The sequence below is a fragment of the Acinetobacter tibetensis genome, from assembly GCF_023824315.1.
GTDB classification, from domain to species: Bacteria; Pseudomonadota; Gammaproteobacteria; order Pseudomonadales; family Moraxellaceae; genus Acinetobacter; species Acinetobacter tibetensis.
In genome coordinates this window covers 2,988,742-3,005,836 of the sequence record NZ_CP098732.1, presented here as the reverse complement: position 1 = coordinate 3,005,836, position 17,095 = coordinate 2,988,742, and the positions used below count along the sequence as shown (strand labels likewise).

At 41.6% G+C, this 17,095-nt stretch carries 14 protein-coding genes; 7 read left to right on the top strand and 7 right to left on the bottom strand.

Features of this window, described 5'->3' with window-relative positions:
• Positions 1–14 precede the first annotated feature (14 nt).
• The 4 genes from recD (at position 15) to M5E07_RS14455 (ending at position 6,897) form a co-directional block, all read left to right on the top strand.
• Complete coding sequence (recD, locus tag M5E07_RS14470; RefSeq protein ID WP_252220282.1) at positions 15–1,763, top strand: exodeoxyribonuclease V subunit alpha; 1,749 nt, start codon at positions 15–17, stop codon at positions 1,761–1,763.
• Positions 1,764–2,853: 1,090 nt separating this feature from the next.
• A complete protein-coding gene (gene rpsO / locus M5E07_RS14465) occupies positions 2,854–3,123 on the top strand; it encodes a 30S ribosomal protein S15 (protein ID WP_004656162.1) in 270 nt (89 codons plus the stop codon).
• 255 nt (positions 3,124–3,378) lie between these two features.
• Positions 3,379–5,466 (top strand): polyribonucleotide nucleotidyltransferase, encoded by a 2,088-nt coding sequence (gene pnp, locus M5E07_RS14460; protein ID WP_171304924.1) that lies wholly within the window; start codon positions 3,379–3,381, stop codon positions 5,464–5,466.
• Positions 5,467–5,661: 195 nt separating this feature from the next.
• Positions 5,662–6,897 (top strand): magnesium transporter CorA family protein, encoded by a 1,236-nt coding sequence (locus tag M5E07_RS14455; RefSeq protein WP_252220279.1) that lies wholly within the window; start codon positions 5,662–5,664, stop codon positions 6,895–6,897.
• A 108-nt stretch (positions 6,898–7,005) separates the two neighbouring features.
• On the opposite strand, the gene M5E07_RS14450 is transcribed toward M5E07_RS14455, so the two are convergent.
• The 7 genes from M5E07_RS14450 to M5E07_RS14420 form a co-directional block, all read right to left on the bottom strand.
• On the bottom strand, positions 7,006–7,266 hold the full coding sequence (locus M5E07_RS14450) for an HP1242/YdcH family protein (protein WP_116758747.1): 261 nt from the start codon (positions 7,264–7,266) through the stop codon (positions 7,006–7,008).
• Positions 7,267–7,355: 89 nt separating this feature from the next.
• Entirely contained in the window at positions 7,356–7,694 is a 339-nt protein-coding gene (locus tag M5E07_RS14445) for a chaperone modulator CbpM (protein WP_131264073.1), read from the bottom strand.
• A 10-nt stretch (positions 7,695–7,704) separates the two neighbouring features.
• Positions 7,705–8,661 carry a DnaJ C-terminal domain-containing protein gene (locus M5E07_RS14440; RefSeq protein ID WP_116758745.1) on the bottom strand — a complete coding sequence of 319 codons (957 nt, stop codon included), beginning with the start codon at positions 8,659–8,661 and terminating at the stop codon, positions 7,705–7,707.
• A 153-nt stretch (positions 8,662–8,814) separates the two neighbouring features.
• Positions 8,815–9,279, bottom strand: a complete 465-nt coding sequence (locus M5E07_RS14435; RefSeq protein ID WP_252220277.1) for a DUF2147 domain-containing protein — start codon at positions 9,277–9,279, stop codon at positions 8,815–8,817.
• A 299-nt stretch (positions 9,280–9,578) separates the two neighbouring features.
• The gene (hslO, locus tag M5E07_RS14430) at positions 9,579–10,454 is read right to left on the bottom strand and encodes an Hsp33 family molecular chaperone HslO (RefSeq protein ID WP_252220275.1); all 876 of its coding nucleotides are present in this window, start codon (positions 10,452–10,454) and stop codon (positions 9,579–9,581) included.
• Positions 10,455–10,504: 50 nt separating this feature from the next.
• Positions 10,505–12,346, bottom strand: coding sequence for a monovalent cation:proton antiporter-2 (CPA2) family protein (locus tag M5E07_RS14425; protein ID WP_252220273.1), 1,842 nt, complete (start codon positions 12,344–12,346; stop codon positions 10,505–10,507).
• Between the two features lie 54 nt (positions 12,347–12,400).
• Positions 12,401–14,623 carry a primosomal protein N' gene (locus tag M5E07_RS14420; RefSeq protein ID WP_252220271.1) on the bottom strand — a complete coding sequence of 741 codons (2,223 nt, stop codon included), beginning with the start codon at positions 14,621–14,623 and terminating at the stop codon, positions 12,401–12,403.
• A 152-nt stretch (positions 14,624–14,775) separates the two neighbouring features.
• On the opposite strand from M5E07_RS14420, the gene gspF reads away from it, so the two are divergent.
• The 3 genes from gspF to M5E07_RS14405 all read left to right on the top strand — a co-directional run bounded on the left by gspF (position 14,776) and on the right by M5E07_RS14405 (position 17,072).
• A complete protein-coding gene (gene gspF, locus M5E07_RS14415) occupies positions 14,776–15,981 on the top strand; it encodes a type II secretion system inner membrane protein GspF (RefSeq protein ID WP_252220269.1) in 1,206 nt (401 codons plus the stop codon).
• A 31-nt stretch (positions 15,982–16,012) separates the two neighbouring features.
• Positions 16,013–16,450, top strand: coding sequence for a type II secretion system major pseudopilin GspG (gspG, locus tag M5E07_RS14410; RefSeq protein ID WP_116758739.1), 438 nt, complete (start codon positions 16,013–16,015; stop codon positions 16,448–16,450).
• 277 nt (positions 16,451–16,727) lie between these two features.
• Positions 16,728–17,072 carry a hypothetical protein gene (locus M5E07_RS14405; protein WP_252220266.1) on the top strand — a complete coding sequence of 115 codons (345 nt, stop codon included), beginning with the start codon at positions 16,728–16,730 and terminating at the stop codon, positions 17,070–17,072.
• Positions 17,073–17,095: the final 23 nt, after the last annotated feature.

The window sequence follows — 17,095 nt, the reverse complement described above, 5'->3', positions numbered from 1 at the left end:
TTGAGGATAACTGTGTGGAAAACAAGCAGGAACAGCAATTGAATGCTGAATGGATTAAATCGTGGAGTCAATATCTTCAGCAGCCTCCTTTTAGTGCAACGCCAAACCCACAAGCAGATGCCGTTATACAGTCCGTATTGGAAGCGATGTTACAGGGCAACAGTTGTGTGTTGTTTGAACCTGATGCCGTGCAAACTTTGGGGCATTTAGCCATCGGTGAAAATGAAGTAGCATATCGGGTTGCCCCTTTCATTTATGACGCACAATATTTATACCTGTATCGTTATTGGAAACAAGAAGATACTTTGGCACGGCACGTGGCGAGGTTAAAACAACAAACGGTTCCTGTTGTCGATCATCAAGTTTACTCAAGTTTGCTGAGTGATGAACATCAACAGCAGGCATTAAGCATGGTGTGTCAGCACGCTTTCAATATTATTACGGGCGGACCGGGTACAGGTAAAACCTACACTTTGGCACGTATTATTGCGGCATTAAACCAATCTTTACCACATTTACGCATTGCGATGGCAGCACCCACAGGCAAGGCGGCGCAACGCATGAAAGAAGCCCTGCAAAATGCCTTGAATGATGAGATATTGCAGCCTTTAGTTACTCCTGCTTTAAAACAATTAAATCCAGTCACACTGCATCGCTTGTTGGGTTTAGGGCATTCTGCTCGTCCACGTTATGATGCCGAACAACCATTACCCTATGATGTGATTGTGGTGGATGAAGCTTCGATGTTGGATTTGAATCTGGCCAGTATGTTACTTGCTGCCGTGCCCAATCAAGCTCGACTGATTTTATTGGGAGATGCCAATCAATTGGCCTCGGTTGATGTTGGGGCAGTATTGGCAGATTTACAGCAGGTGCAAGCGTTGCAAGATAATCGGGTACATTTAAAGACCAGTCGACGCTTTGATGGTGAAGCCTTAATTGGACAAATGGCAGCATTTATTCAGCAGCCGCCAGCAGTCATATCCCCCCAAGCCTTGCTGGAACAATTTCACCAACAGGTGGTAGCACCGACTGAAATCCAAGCTGTACCACTTTTAGCCAAGATGCCGAATGTATTGCAACTGGAGTACTTTGCTCAAGCGCATCCAACATCAGAGCAATATTACGATCAACTGATGTTGGGCTATCAGCATTATATTGAAGTATTGAAAACACATTTGACTGCGGAAGATCCAGATGCTTCTCTTCAGCATGTGATTCAGGTTTTTGATGATTACCGTATCCTCACGGCCATTCGACATGGTGCATTTGGCTTGAAACAGCTTAATCAACAGATGGAACAGCGCTTACTGAATGAACTCAGTCGCTACACGACCAAACAAGGGGACTGGTATGTCGGGCGCCCTGTGATGATGACTTATAATGACTATCAATTAGGATTATCTAATGGGGATATTGGCATCTGTTTTAAAAGGCAACGTCAAGGACAGTCTCAGTTTGAAGTCTATTTCCCAAGTTTAGAAAAATGGGTTCTGGCAACACGCCTACCCAAAAGTATAGAAACTGCATTTGCATTGACCATTCATAAATCACAAGGTTCAGAGTTCACGCATACGGCAGTGGTTTTGGATGCACAAGCGCAAAATTTGTTGAGTCAGGAATTGCTTTATACCGCAATTACGCGTGCTAAAACGGTGGTGAGTGTATTGGCAGATCCTCAGGCTTTGGCACAAGCGTTGTCTAAAAGGACGACTCGGATGAGTGGAGTTTTAGAAAAAATAAAAGGTATCTTGGATTATTAACTTGTACTACATAATGGGATGCTTTGTACGAAAAAGCTTACATTGATTCAAGATATTTGCGCATAGAGCTTTCATACGGTTTCTGAGAAGATGAGTTCACATAAAGAGCACAACACGGAATGTTGAGCCATAATCGCAAAAGGATAAGAACAAAGTCGGAATATGACAGCGAACTTACAGTGAAGTAGGTGAAAGAGGAAACTTACAGCCGCTAAGCCTTGTAGTTTTGGGAGAGACTACAGGGCTTTTTTATTGACTTGAATTTTGTTTTCAGCAATACATTTTTTCTCATAGACTTCATTTTTTGCTGATGTAAACCCATGTACGCAAAAACGTACACTGAGTTTGGAAAAACACCTCTAGTCTTCTGATTTTATTGTGGCAAAATATTACACATAAGGACATAAAGTGGAAACAAGGATTGTTTGTCACAATAAGCGCATTATGCGCAATAATTAAAACAAGTATAACAATAAATATAAGAACTACAGCGCAATGAAAAAAGCTCAAGCTTTGCTTGGGCTTTTTTCATTCTGTATGAATATATTTTAGGATTTGCAAAAAGTATCAAAATTTTGAATGTTTGAAATAGGATTAAACTTGTATTAAATCGTTTTTAGTGAGAAATAAAGCACATTATTTTGGGGGTTGAAGCCTGATGTGCTGTTTATTGTATACAACAGGACCAGTCATACTCTGGCATTTTATTATTTAAATAGATGTTGGATGATTGCATTGGTAGAGAGTTGTGTATTGTGGCTTAAAAAGGGCATTGCTTAGATTTGGTATTTTACTCAGTCAGAAAATGTATCTTTCACAGTTAAATTTTATTGAAAATGTGATCCAATGTTCATTTTTTAAATTTTAATTTTGGATGGCATGACATTTCATTCCAGATTGGATACTTGAAGTCCAAAACCAGGTTCTTTTTTTGTTTAGTAAATTTAAATAGTGCGCATATTTTGCAATCAGCAGCATTTTCCCTTAAAATATCGGACTTGCTGTAGTGATGCACGGCAGTCAAATTGGTTTTGAAGAATCAATTTGATTTGTATCAAATGTAATTAATTAAGCATCTCGGAGAAATCGAATGGCTTTAACAAACACAGATCGCGCAGAAATTATCGCTAAATTTGCTCGTGCTGAAAACGACACTGGTTCACCAGAAGTTCAAGTAGCGCTTTTAACTGCTCAAATTAATGACTTACAAGGTCACTTTAAAGAGCACAAGCACGATCACCATAGCCGTCGCGGTCTTATCCGTATGGTTAACCAACGTCGTAAGTTACTTGACTACCTAAATGGTAAAGATCATGGCCGTTATGTTGCTTTGATCGGTGCTTTAGGTTTACGTCGTTAATTCGATTGAAACTTTTATTTTCGGATTATTGCATGTCAAATGCTGTATTACTGAAAACTGAAGTATATCTAGCTATGTCTAGATAATGGGGAAGGGGCGAATGTTTCGCTCCTTCTTTGTGTTTGAAAATAGTGTGTCTAGTGAGGTCGGCTTCTAAGCTTTGTCATTTGCGCAAGCTTTTGGTTGCGAATGCCAAACCTTAGGGGTCTCCACTAGAATAGCTGTTCACAAGAACTAGGAAAAAAATACATGTCTATGTTTAATATTATTCGTAAAGAATTCCAATACGGTCAGTACAATGTCGTACTTGAAACAGGTCGTGTTGCACGTCAAGCAAACACGGTTGTGGTTACAATGGGTGGCGTGACTGTTTTGGTTGCAGTTGTTGCACAGCCTAAAGCAAAAGCGGGTCAAGACTTCTTCCCATTGACTGTTAACTACCAAGAAAAACAATATGCTGCGGGTCGTATCCCAGGTGGTTATGGCAAGCGTGAAGGTCGTGCATCTGAAGCTGAAACTTTAATTTCACGCCTCATTGACCGTCCAATTCGTCCGTTGTTCCCAGAAGGTTATTTCAACGAAATTCAAGTAACTGCAACGGTTATTTCTTCTGATAAAACTATGGAAGCTGATATTGCAGCAATGTTAGGTACATCTGCAGCGATGTCGATTGCAGGTACACCGTTCCGTGGTCCAATTGGTGGCGCACGTGTTGGTTTAATCAACGGTGAATACATTCTTAACCCAAACAACGAACAGTTGAAAGAAAGTGATCTTGACCTTGTGGTTGCAGGTACAGAATCAGCAGTTCTTATGGTTGAATCTGAAGCGAAAGAACTTTCAGAAGACCAAATGTTGGGTGCCGTGCTTTTCGGTCATGACGAAATGCAAATCGCGATTCAAGCAATTAAAGAATTTGCAGCCGCTGCGGGTGCAGTTGAGTCAACTTGGGTTGCTCCAACTAAAAATGAAGTCCTTCTTGAGCAATTAAAAGCTGCTTTCGAAGCGAAAATCTCTGAAGCTTATACCATTGCAGTGAAACAAGACCGTTATGCGGCACTTGATGCACTTTATGCAGAAGCCGTTGCACAGTTTGTTCCTGAAAATGATGAAACTGGTATTGCTGACGAAGTAAACGAATTATTCGAAGATTTGAAATACCGCACCGTACGTGACAACATCTTGTCTGGTAAACCACGTATTGATGGTCGTGACACGAAAACTGTTCGTGCGATTGATGTTCAAGTGGGCGTATTAGGTCGTGCGCATGGTTCTGCATTATTCACACGTGGTGAAACTCAGGCGTTGGTCACCACCACTTTGGGTAATACACGTGATGCATTGATGGTTGATACCCTTGCAGGTACTAAAACTGACAACTTCATGTTGCACTACAACTTCCCTGCATACTCTGTCGGTGAAACAGGTCGTGAATCTGGTCCTAAGCGTCGTGAAATTGGTCACGGTCGTTTGGCGCGTCGTGGTGTACAAGCTGTTCTTCCTGCGGCTGACCGCTTCCCGTACGTCATTCGTATCGTATCGGATATTACTGAATCAAACGGTTCATCTTCAATGGCTTCTGTATGTGGTGCTTCTTTATCCCTTATGGATGCAGGTGTTCCATTGAAAGCACCAGTTGCGGGTATCGCAATGGGTCTAGTGAAAGAAGGCGAGCGTTTCGCAGTACTTTCTGACATCTTGGGTGACGAAGATCACTTAGGTGATATGGACTTTAAAGTAGCAGGTTCTGCAAACGGTATTACTGCACTTCAAATGGACATCAAGATTGAAGGCATCACTGAAGAAATCATGGAATCTGCATTGAATCAAGCGTATGCGGGTCGTATGCACATTTTGAACGAAATGAATCAAGTGATTTCTCGTGCACGTTCTGAAATTTCAATGCATGCACCAACGTTCCAAGTAATCAACATCAACCCAGACAAGATTCGTGACGTGATTGGTAAAGGTGGTGCAACCATCCGTGCCATTACGGAAGAAACGAAAGCTGCAATTGATATTGAAGACAACGGTACAGTTCGTGTATTTGGTGAAACTAAAGCCGCTGCTGCTGCTGCTGTTGCAAAAATCCAAGCGCTTACTGCTGAAATTGAGCCAGGCACAATTTACACAGGTAAAGTCATTCGTATTGTTGAATTCGGTGCGTTCGTAAATATTTTACCAGGCACTGACGGCTTACTTCACATTTCACAAATTTCGAACGAACGTATTGCCAATGTTGCAGACGTATTGGCTGAAGGTCAGGAAGTGAGAGTACAAGTTGCTGATGTCGACAACCGTGGTCGTATCAAGTTAACCATGAAAGATGTTGAACAAGTTTAATGCGTTGATCATCTTTTAATAAAAAGCCTGCTCTACTGAGCGGGCTTTTTTATGCTTAATTTTTTATTTCAGTGCGGTGTAAAACCATAAAGTTTGTGGTGAAATTGCGATAAAAATGAATATCCTAAGCATAATGCATTACACTCAATCGCATGAATTAAACAACAAGATTGACGGAATAGAGTGACAGAATAGATGCAAAGCTACTATTTTTATCAACATCCCACGGATGCTTATATTTACGTACAACAACAGGCATTGGATGATGTGGAGCCTGAATTTATCTGGATTGATAGTACCCGCGAAGATGTCGTAAATCATGCCGAAGACTGGCAAAGTCAAATGTTTGAAATGACTGGGGTGAGTCTGAACGAGTTTCACCTAAGAGATATTTTAAATCTGGAGCATCCGTGTGCTTTCGATGCGATGGAAGATTATGACTTGCTCATTTTCCGAAAACTCATTACGCCAGATGACAAAATTAAGACAGGTGAACAAGCGTTAGAACAGCATGAGCGTTTTTTTGGGCTGTCCACTACACCGATTAGTTTTATCCTGACGTCACAAGTGTTGATTACCGTACGGGAGCAGGGCAATCAAATTATTGAGCAATATATTGAACGGGTAAAATCAATTGCGGCACGCACTCTGAGTGAGCAAAACAAACCCCGTAAACTGTCGCATAGCCCTTTAGATTTGGCTTTACGTTTACTCAATGCCATGGTTGATGGTTACTTGGATTTGAGAGTTCCGTTGACACGACGCGTAGAATATTGGCAACAAGAGTTATTGCAAGGCCATCGACGTTTTACCAAGTGGAATCAGTTGTTACAAGAAAACATGGCATTTCAGCAAATTGAAAATTTGTGTGAAGAGCAAATAGAGGTCTTGCAAGAATTACGCGATGAAATTGTTGAAAACTATTCACACTTGAAATCCAAAAAGCGCTCCGAAAAACGCGATATTGTGTTGGTACGTACCGACGATTTGGTCAGTCATGTGGAGCGGATTCAAAAGCATACGACGCGTTTACGCAGTGCAGTACAGGCCGCAATCGAATTACATTTTTCAGCGATTGCTAACCAAACCAATGAAAATATGCGGATTTTGGCAATTATTACTGCCATTTTCGCACCATTAACTTTACTGACAGGGATATATGGTATGAATTTTGAATTTATACCAGGATTAAAATCTCCAATTGGCTTTTGGTTGATGTTGATGGTGATGTTGATCACGACCGTTTGGCTCCTATTGTATTTTTATCGTCGGCACTTGGTGGGTCGTGGAGAAAAAAGCGTCATTGATATGTTGGCACAGCAGCACCAAGATCAGCATGTGGGCTTGCTCTGGTTTCTCGATTATGAACCTATCAAGCAAGGGGTTAAAGTGACTTTGAAAGAAGTAGAAAAACTGACAAAATTAAAATAATCACGAGACAATACAAGAAGATGTCACGAAACTGACATCTTCATTTTATATGCTCTATATAGCCTAAAAAGTACGATCTGATTTTATTTTAATGGCATCATGCACCACTTAGGCTTGTGAATTTACATGATGTTGCAGTAAGCGATAAATCTCATCCTTGAGACGCAGTTTTTTACGCTTTAACGCTTCAATATCATCATTGATACGAAACACTGGATTCAACTCACGTTGGTAAATTTCCTGATCCAACTCTGCGTGTTCTTCGAAAATTTTCGCAAAATGCGGATTATCCTGACGCAACTGTGGAATAATTTCACGATGCTCAGGAAACATCAGTTTAACTTTCTTATTACATTCTTTTGTCTTCATAGTAACCGTATTTCTCTCAAGTAAATGATAAAAGAACAACAACCCATTCAATGATGTTTCAATCTCAAGGAACGGGCTGCATCAAGGGTTTATGATTCTTGTATGTGAGCATGTCGAACTTGGCGACGTAATTGTTGTACTTCATCAATAAGATCCAACATCATAGCGACTGCTGAAAAACTGGCATCAAAGTCACGTTGTAAACGATAGGCTTTACGCGCACGGGTGACATCTTCACCAAAGAATTGATGAATCCGCTCTTCTGGGCGTGTGGCTAAAATATCGTATTCCAGTAGTTGTAAAACCCATTCTGGGCTTTGACCACAGGCTTCGGCAAAGTGTTTTAAATCGAAACTACGATGTTCATCGACGATCTCTGCGGTGCTATAACCGTCGCAAATAATTTCTCGATAATGAATAGTTGTCATAGCGTTCTCCTTAAAGTTGTCGAGGCTTAAACTGCTTAAAGGCTTCAGCAAAAGCGCGGTAAGCTTGTTCTTGCTCAGCGTTTTGTGCAGGTGGATTCACAATATTTAGAATCAAGAATAAATGTCCTGCTGTTTTATTGGGAATCCCTTGATTTTTTAAACGTAATTGTTGTCCTGTTTTGGCATTTTTGGGGAGGTTCACCTGAACTTTAGTACCTGCTGGCGTGAGTAATTCAATTTGTTGTCCTAACGCGGCTTCCCATGGGGTCACAGGCAGCGTGTAATAAATATCCGCACCTTCAACGCGGTATTGCGCGGTATCTTTGTAGTAAATTTCGATATACAAATCACCATTTTCACCTCCACGGATACCTGTTTGTCCTTGACCTGCCAAGCGAATTTGTTGTCCTTCTTTCATTCCTTTCGGAATTTTGACTTCTAGGGTTTTACGTTGGACTTCAGGTTCACCATAAGCATTAATGCTTGGAATTTGCAGCGTAATTTGTTGAGAAGTGCCATGAAAGGCAACATCTAAGTCAATCTCTAGCTTGGCATGTTGATCTTCACCCCGAAAAGATGACTGTTTTTGTTTATATTGATAACTCCCTCCTCCAAAACCAGTTCCAAAGCGACCAAATAAGTCTTCAAAGCCTGAAAAATCTGAAGAATTACCTTGGTTAAATCCTTGTCGATAAAATTGAGCATCATCAAACCCAGATGCACCTGCCTGTCCCCCAAATCCTGAAAAGCCTTCAGGATGATCTAGGATGAAGTCATATTCTTTTTTCTTTTCTTCGTTACTCAGCGTGTCGTATGCGATGTTAAGTTCTTGCATACGGGCTTCAGCATCACTTTCTTTACTAATATCAGGGTGGTACTTTCGCGCTAGCTTCCGATAGGCTTTTTTAATTTGGTCGGGAGGAGCATTGCGTGGTACTCCTAGAATTTCATAATAATTTTTAGACATACGTGTTTAATAAAATCGATGATAATTTAATCAATATTATTATGTCTTTCTGAAAGTGGGAAGTAGTGTAGAACTGTTCGTATTTGTTTCAAATCATGACAATCAAAAAAAGCCCACAGAGGGCTTTTTTGTTGGCATAGCTGGGTTTGAATTTTACTGGACTTTCACCCATGTCATCTGGCGAACATTCGAAGAACCAGCCTCTTGAGCGCGAATTTGCAAATATTTGGCGTGCTGAACTAAATGTGCTTCCGAAGCATAATGATGTCCTGAAAGCGGATCAAGAAATTTGCCTTCAATATATTGGTTGTGCTTTTCAGGGTTTTTCTTTAAACCCGATAAAATGGTTAAGCCAATCATCGGTTGATTTTTTAAATGGCCTGTACATTTGTGGCAAGTGGTCAGTTTATCCTTGCCTGATAATGAGCGTATTTCGATCACTTGTGCACTGTATATATTATGCTGGTTTTTACTGATGATGACATCTGCCAGTGAGTGACCTGTACGATCATCCATGGTTTTCCATCTGCCAATCAGAGGATCAGTGGTTGCTAAGCTGTAGGTGCTGCACAGCAAAGTTGTAACGAAAACCGTACGGGAAAGAAAGCGAGTTCCCATGAAATATTACCTCAGTGTATATCCGTTAAGTTTGAATGAATCACATATTGAAATGATGATTTTTTTATCATGTAGAGACGCAGTTCAACAAAAAAATTGTTATCTTCGTCACGCTATTTTAGCGTATCTTTTTATACGTTGAATATATCATCTTGTTCCAAGCGCACAGAAATCAGGGCTGTGGTGTAGCAAGTGGACATGGAATGTTCTTAGAGGCTATTTAATTTAGCAGAGGATAAACTACCTGTTGGCTAGCAATGAAATGCATAACAACAGGCAGATAGACAGTTGATGAGCGCTTAACTTAAATGTTCGCCAAATAAACCGAGGGCTTCTTCGGCCGTGAACTGATATTGGGTATTACAGAATTGGCAATCCATAGCAATCGGATTTTGATGCTCTAGTGTTTCACGTACGGCTTCTACGCCAATTTGTTGTAAAGCATTGGCACAACGTTCTTTAGAACAGGTACAGCCAAACTTTAATTGTTCAATTTCAGGTAGGCGAACGTCTTCTTCATTGTATAAACGATACAGAATTTCATTGGCATCTAAGTCTGTCAGCTCATCGATTTTTAATGTTTCAGTCAGCATAGTCAGACGTGGCCATAAATCTTCATCGATCCGTTGCTGTTCTTCTTCACTGATGCGCGGTAACAACTGAATGAGTAAACCACCCGAGCGTTGCGCTGTACTTGCCAATACAATACGGGTAGGAATTTGCGCTGAAAGATCATAATACTGCATTAAGCAGCCCGCTAATGTAGGTTGATCTAAAGGTACAATCCCTTGATAACGCTCACCAAATTCAGGTTCAATGTTAATAAAAAGAATTGGATTACTGAGCGCTTTTAGCACCGTACTGCTGTCAGTTGCGGCGTGGAAACGCGGATCTTCTTCATAGTCGGCTAAGGCACGAACTTCACCTAAATGGTTGCATTCTGCCATGGCCCATTTAAATGTTCCAGAGGCTTGAATTTGTAAGCTGATACGCCCTTTAATTTTCAGCGTGCTGGCAAGCAAGGCGGTTGCACTGAGCATTTCACCCAGTAAAATTTGTACGGCTTGTGCATAGTCACGTTGGGCAAGAATCGTTTGTAAGGTTTCTTCCAAATGAACGACTTCACCACGAACAGGGCAATCTTCAATATAAAAGCGTTGACGTATATCAGACATAATTTTCTCCAAAACCCTGCTTTAATGGTGGCGATATTGTAAAACACAAGTCAATTTGCTTCATCTCGTGTCACATCTATTCGGGTAGAATCTAAACCACGTTGTAAATTTACACCTGTTTCTACCATTCGAATTTCTGTATCACGCTCAAACAAATGTTCCAGCTCAGCAAGGGCGTTTCGGTGCGATTCATATACCTTTTGTTCGTCGGTATAAACGCGTTGTTGCTGTGCCAAGAGTTGTTCATCATAATCGCGAAATAACTCAATACTTTTTTGGGCATCGGTTTCGCTAATGCCTAAATCACACAAGGCTTTATATGCCATACCAAGTGAAGATAAATAGGTTTCTCGCCAAATGTGCTGGACACCCAAGTCACGTAATAAGTGTACATGATGTCGATCTCGTGCTCTGACTAATAACTGTAACTCGGGGTAATTGAGGCGGATATGCCGTGCCACATTCATCGAGTCTTCAATATCATCAATGGCTAAAATAAACACCTTGGCGTGTTCAATGCCCGCAGCTCTTAAAATATCAGGATGGGTGGCATCGCCATAATATAAATGACCACCATAGTTACGTACAAAATCGACTTTTTCTAAATTACTGTCGATGGCGGTAAATTTTTGATGCTGTAAATGCGCGATACGGGCAATGATTTGTCCAAACCGACCAAAGCCCGCAATAATCATGGCGGAGTGTTGTTCAGGAATATCATCATATTCAGGGACTGTAACAGGCGTAAGACGCGGCACCACACCTTGGCGAATCACCCAATACAAAATTGGGGTCAACATCATGGAGATAATCACGATGAGGGTGATGGGTGCAATGCTGGCAGCAGAAATAAGTTGTTCATCTTGTGCTACGCTGAACACCACAAAGGCAAACTCTCCACCCTGTGCCAAACAACTGGCAAGCAGCAAGCTGTTGGGCCAAGAGACCTGATAATAACGCGCAATCGCCGTGAGCGTCGTAAACTTAACCAGCAAGAGGAGTACTGCGCCTGCCAGAATAAACACAGGTTGTTGCCATAAAATATGAATGGGGGTCAGCATGCCCACCGTCATAAAAAACAGACCCAGTAACAGTCCTTTAAATGGTGCAATACTGGCTTCCAGTTCATGTCGGAACTCGGAATCTGCCAATAATACTCCCGTTAAGAATGCACCTAGTGTGGTGCTGATATTGAGTAGATCCATCAACATCACCACGGCTAAAACAATAAATAGCCCAACCGCAGTAATCAGTTCATGCGCACCTGTTTTGGCTACAAAACGGAAAAAGGGGCGAATTAAATAACGGCTAAAAAGGAATAGTCCTGTAAATGCCGCCACAATGGCAGCAAAATAAGCAATGCCATAATGCGTTGATTCTACGCCTGCCAGAAGAGGAATCACGGCAATCAGAGGAATCGCTGCGATGTCTTGAAACAGTAAAATAGAGAAAGATTGCTGTCCATAACTGGTATTCAGTTGCTGCTTTTCTGTGAGCAGTTGCAACACAAAGGCGGTGGATGACAACGCCAGTGCACTACCAATGACCAAACTGGCAGCCATACCTTGTTGCAACACCAATAAGAGGATGCATCCAATGACGAGCGCCGTGATGCCGACTTGGGCGCTGCCCATGACAAAAATAGATTGACGTAAATTCCAGAGTCGTTGTGGTCTTAGTTCTAGACCAATTAAAAACATCAAAAGAATGACGCCGAATTCAGCGAGTTTCTGAATAGCTTCGGGATCATTGGCAATGTTCAGGACGTGAGGTCCCAAAAGAATCCCTGTGATTAAATATCCCAAGACTGTAGCAATGCCGAATCGTTTTAGTAGTGGCACCACCATCAGCGCGGCACCTAAAAAAAGCGTGATTTGCAACAATAACGACATGCATCTATCCTGAAATTAAAAATTGTGATGACTTGCTGAAGTGCTGACTTAGACTCAACTCAATTCCTGTGGGTCTATATCCAGACTCAGTTTCATGTTGGCAGGTTTGTGCTGCAACATGTTTTGCCACCATGCTCTCAAATAATAATGTAAACGTGCCCGATCTTGAGACAATAGCACCATATGCGCTTGATAACGACCCGCTTTACGTTCCATTGGTGCAGGAATAGGTCCCCAAATATCGATGTTGAGTTCGGAAATCTGACGCAGTTGTTGTGCGTGTTCGGTAAGATACTGTTGATTTTGTTCCTGACTTTTCGATTCACAGCGAATCAGCGCAGCATAACGAAACGGTGGAAATAACGCCTGTTGTCGTTCTTTCAACGTCTGGCGAGCAAATTGTCGATAATCACCATCCACTAAAGTGTGCAATAACGGGTGTTCTGGGCGTAAGGTCTGTAAATAGACATCGCCTTTTTTCTCACCACGACCTGCGCGCCCCGCCACTTGAACAATGAGTTGGGCAGTGCGTTCTGGTGCACGGAAATCGACACTGAGTAAGCCTGAATCAATGTCTAGAATTGCCACCAAAGAGACATAGGGAAAATGATGCCCTTTGGCAAGCATTTGCGTGCCGAGTAAAATAATCGGCTCGCTTTTTTGAATGCGATCATAAATTTTTTGCCAGCTACCAACACGACTGGTGGAATCTCGATCGACCCGAATGACTTCAAATTCTGGAAAGAGTTCTTTTAAACTTTCTTCAACTTTGACGGTGCCCATGCCAATCGGTTTGAGCTCAGTGTGATGACATTGCGGGCAATGGTCTGGCATGCGATGAATGGTGCCACAATGATGACAATGCAAATGCTGATAAGGTTGGGTATGTATAGTAAAGTTGGCATCACAATGCGGACATTTCGCTTGCCAAGCACAACTTTCACAAATCAGTACAGGGGCATAGCCCCGTCGATTGAGAAAAATCAGTACTTGTTCTTTGCGCGCTAGACGCTTGTGCATTTCATCCAGTAAAAACTGACTAAAACCATGCTGTTTGCGCCCGACTTTTAAATCCAAGATATGTAATTTGGGCAACAGTGCTGTGCCTGCACGTTCATTTAATTCTAGTCGGGTCAGTTTACCTTGATCGGCCAGTGCATAACTTTCCATGCTCGGTGTTGCTGAACCTAAAATAATGGGACAGTTTTCCAAATGCGCGCGATAGAGCGCGACATCACGAGCATGATAACGAAAGCCTTCTTGCTGTTTAAAAGACAGATCATGCTCTTCATCTAAAATGATTAAGCCTAAATTGTGCAATGGGGTATAAATTGCGGAACGTGTGCCTAAAATAATCGAGGCTTTGCCCATTTGTGCACTTTGCCATGCTTGTAAACGTTTAGCATCTGTCAGTCCTGAGTGCAGCAGGGCAATATGGCAGTGGAAACGCGATTGAAAACGGCTGATGGTTTGTGGTGTCAAGCCAATTTCAGGCACTAAGACCAACACTTGTTTGCCTTGTTTTAGTACCTCGTACATGATTTGCAAGTAAACTTCTGTTTTACCACTGCCCGTTAAACCATCCAGTAAATAGGCATGATAAGACGAGAGCGATTTCAATACCTGCTGAATGGCATGCTTTTGATCGGGATTGGCGGTCAGTGGCATTTGCGCCAAACTCAGGGCTTGTGGGCTAAAATCTTTTTGTTCTAAATAGGCTTCACAGATGCCTTTCTTTTCCAGCGCTTTTAAAGTCGCGGTTTCAATGCCCGCCAAATTCAGAATATTTTCTGCCGTACCTGCGGGGTGGAGTTTTAAAATTTTATAAGCATGTTGTTGTTTTTCAGAGCGTTTAACTTTTTCATCTGCATGTAGGTCAAGCAGCCGCCACATGTGGGCCAACAGATCATACGGTTTGCCTTGACGTAATAAGCTTGGCAAGGCGCTTTGCACCACTTCACCAATTGGAAATTGATAATATTGCGCTGCCCATGTCAACAAAGTTAAAACTTTACTGTCTAGAATGGCATCGTCATCTAGCAAAGCTTGAATGGGTTTTAGCTTAAACTTGGGATTCTCAGGAGTGTCAGGTGTGAGTTTTTGCATAATCACACCAATTAAATTTCGAGATCCAAAGGGCACAGCAACACGCGCTCCAACCTTCGCCTGCGCATAATCATCTGCGGAAATTTGATAGTCGAAACAGTCATAAACATGGGCTGGAACGGCTACGCGAATCCGATAAGGCACGAAAGGGGGCGATACTGTATTTGGCATAAAAGGGTCAAAGGTTCCGGCTGAATGTTCGTCGTGTGAAGTCTTGAGTTATGTTAGAGTGTGCAAATAAAATTTATATTGAAGAATATGAATGATTTTAGGGGTCAGACGCAACAGCGCTGAAGGAAATTTCGGAAAATTAGAGCATTACAATGCCTGCATATCAATTTACCGCCATTGATGCTTTAGGGAAGCAGCAAAAAGGCGTGCTAGAAGGTGATTCGGCACGACAAATACGTCAGCAATTACGTGAGAAATCTCTCATCCCGATTAGTGTCGATCCTGTAGAACACAAAACCAAACAGCAAGGATCGCGCTGGTTTCAAAAAAAGATTACCGCCTATGATTTAGCTCTTTTTACGCGTCAATTGTCGGTGTTGGTGGCTGCGGCAATTCCATTAGAAGAAGCTTTACGAGCGGTTGCCAAGCAAAGTGAAAAAGCCCATGTGCAACAATTAATTGTGTCGGTTCGTTCCAAAGTTTTGGAAGGACACTCTTTAGCCAATGCCTTGCAGCAATCTGGGCGTTTTCCTGAACTTTACCGTGCAACAATTGCGGCGGGCGAGCGTTCAGGTCATCTGGATTTGATTCTGGAGCAATTGGCAGATTACACCGAGAATCGCTTTGCCATGCAAAAGAAAATTCAAGGTGCCATGATTTACCCAATTATTTTAATGCTGATGTCTTTTGCGATTGTGATGGGGCTGATGACCTACGTGGTTCCCGATATTGTCAAAACTTTCGATCAAAATAAAGATGCTTTGCCTTGGATTACAGTTGCGCTGATGAAAGCCAGTGCCTTTATTCGCGTAGCTTGGCCATTTTTAATCATTACAACGGTGTTGGGGATCGTGTTTCTTTTACGGTTTTTAAAGAGCACCGCAGGACATTATGCTTTTGATCGTTTAACGCTCAAATTGCCATTATTTGGTAAATTATCACGTGGTATTAATGCAGCACGGTTTGCCAGTACCTTGTCTATTCTAACCAAGTCAGGTGTACCGCTAGTAGATGCATTACGCATTGGTGCTGCGGTCAGCAATAACTGGGTGATTCGGGATTCGGTCGATTTGGCGGCTGAAAAAGTTACGGAAGGAGGCAACTTGGCCACCCAACTGGAGCGCAGTGGTTATTTCCCCCCGATGATGGTACAAATGATCAAAAGTGGCGAAGCCTCAGGTGAATTAGATCGCATGTTGGAGCGTGCTGCGGCCATGCAAGATCGAGAAGTTACGACCCTAATTTCGACTTTATTGGCGTTACTTGAACCGCTAATGTTGGTGCTTATGGCCAGTATTGTATTGGTGATTGTGATTGCAGTGATGCTGCCGATCGTTAATATGAACAATATGATTTAAAGAATATAAAGATTGAAGAGTGAGTGGTTGAATGCAAGTGAATAAATATCAAACCAAACAATCGGGTTTTACTTTAATTGAAGTGATGGTGGTGATTGTTATTTTAGGGGTGTTGGCTGCGCTGATTGTACCGAATGTCATGGGGCGTGGTGAAAAAGCCAAAGTCGATACCACGGTGATCACCTTAAAAGGGGTTGCAGGTGCGCTGGATCAATATAAATTAGATAATGGTAAATACCCATCGATGCAAGATGGTGGTTTAGATGCCTTGGTGAATCAGCCCGCGTCGGCAAAAAATTGGATGCAGGGTGGTTATGTCAAAGGTGGTTATCCAAAAGACAGTTGGGAAAATGATATTCAATACATTAACCCAGGTGCTGAAGGTCGTGCTTTCGATTTATATTCGTTTGGTGCCGATGGTAAAGAAGGTGGCGAAGGGACTGATGCCGATATTTATTATCAACCTTAATCAATATCGCCTGAGTTAATGGATGGAAATTATCACTTTATTTTATTGAGTGATTCAATTATAAATAAAGTGATAATCTTTCTTATTCATTAATATTAATATAAGTATTTGAATTTAAATAAATAAAAATAATAAATAGTTTTTGAGAGTTATAATAAGAATTATTCCTAGCCGTAATGTTTACAAAAATTGTCAAGTATATGGATAAATAGACTTTTTATTTGAAAAAAACCTAGCATAATAAATTTAAGAACAAAAATGTGATGGGGAGAATAGAATGAAAGCATTCGTTTTATCAGATGAAATCACCCAATTTCATTGGGCGATGCTGAAATCTGTTCTATTGATTTTAACTGTCTTGCCGATGATGAATGGGGCCATGACTTTATGGCAACATACCGAAGGCAGCAGCCAGATTATGATTGGTTTTTTGACCTTAAGTGTCATGAGTGCATGGGTCACGGTGTGTTTTATGAGTGCGCTCAAAGCAACCGTTTGGCAATCGCAAAGTCTGAATTCTGTCATTGAGCAAACAATCTTTTCTGCCTATCGTTATGTACCGATGCTGTTTTTATCTAGCTTGGTCGCTTATTTTGCGAGTCAGTTTGCTTCAATGTTTTAATTGATTCTAGATTTCTGAAGTTT

Coding starts and splice junctions, on each gene's coding strand:
- rpsO (WP_004656162.1), top strand. CDS start 2,854: ATGGCTTTAACAAACACAGATCGCGCAGAAATTATCGCTAAATTTGCT.
- pnp (WP_171304924.1), top strand. CDS start 3,379: ATGTTTAATATTATTCGTAAAGAATTCCAATACGGTCAGTACAATGTC.
- M5E07_RS14455 (WP_252220279.1), top strand. CDS start 5,662: ATGCAAAGCTACTATTTTTATCAACATCCCACGGATGCTTATATTTAC.
- M5E07_RS14450 (WP_116758747.1), bottom strand. CDS start 7,266: ATGAAGACAAAAGAATGTAATAAGAAAGTTAAACTGATGTTTCCTGAG.
- M5E07_RS14445 (WP_131264073.1), bottom strand. CDS start 7,694: ATGACAACTATTCATTATCGAGAAATTATTTGCGACGGTTATAGCACC.
- M5E07_RS14440 (WP_116758745.1), bottom strand. CDS start 8,661: ATGTCTAAAAATTATTATGAAATTCTAGGAGTACCACGCAATGCTCCT.
- M5E07_RS14435 (WP_252220277.1), bottom strand. CDS start 9,279: ATGGGAACTCGCTTTCTTTCCCGTACGGTTTTCGTTACAACTTTGCTG.
- hslO (WP_252220275.1), bottom strand. CDS start 10,454: ATGTCTGATATACGTCAACGCTTTTATATTGAAGATTGCCCTGTTCGT.
- M5E07_RS14425 (WP_252220273.1), bottom strand. CDS start 12,346: ATGTCGTTATTGTTGCAAATCACGCTTTTTTTAGGTGCCGCGCTGATG.
- M5E07_RS14420 (WP_252220271.1), bottom strand. CDS start 14,623: ATGCCAAATACAGTATCGCCCCCTTTCGTGCCTTATCGGATTCGCGTA.
- gspF (WP_252220269.1), top strand. CDS start 14,776: ATGCCTGCATATCAATTTACCGCCATTGATGCTTTAGGGAAGCAGCAA.
- gspG (WP_116758739.1), top strand. CDS start 16,013: ATGCAAGTGAATAAATATCAAACCAAACAATCGGGTTTTACTTTAATT.
- M5E07_RS14405 (WP_252220266.1), top strand. CDS start 16,728: ATGAAAGCATTCGTTTTATCAGATGAAATCACCCAATTTCATTGGGCG.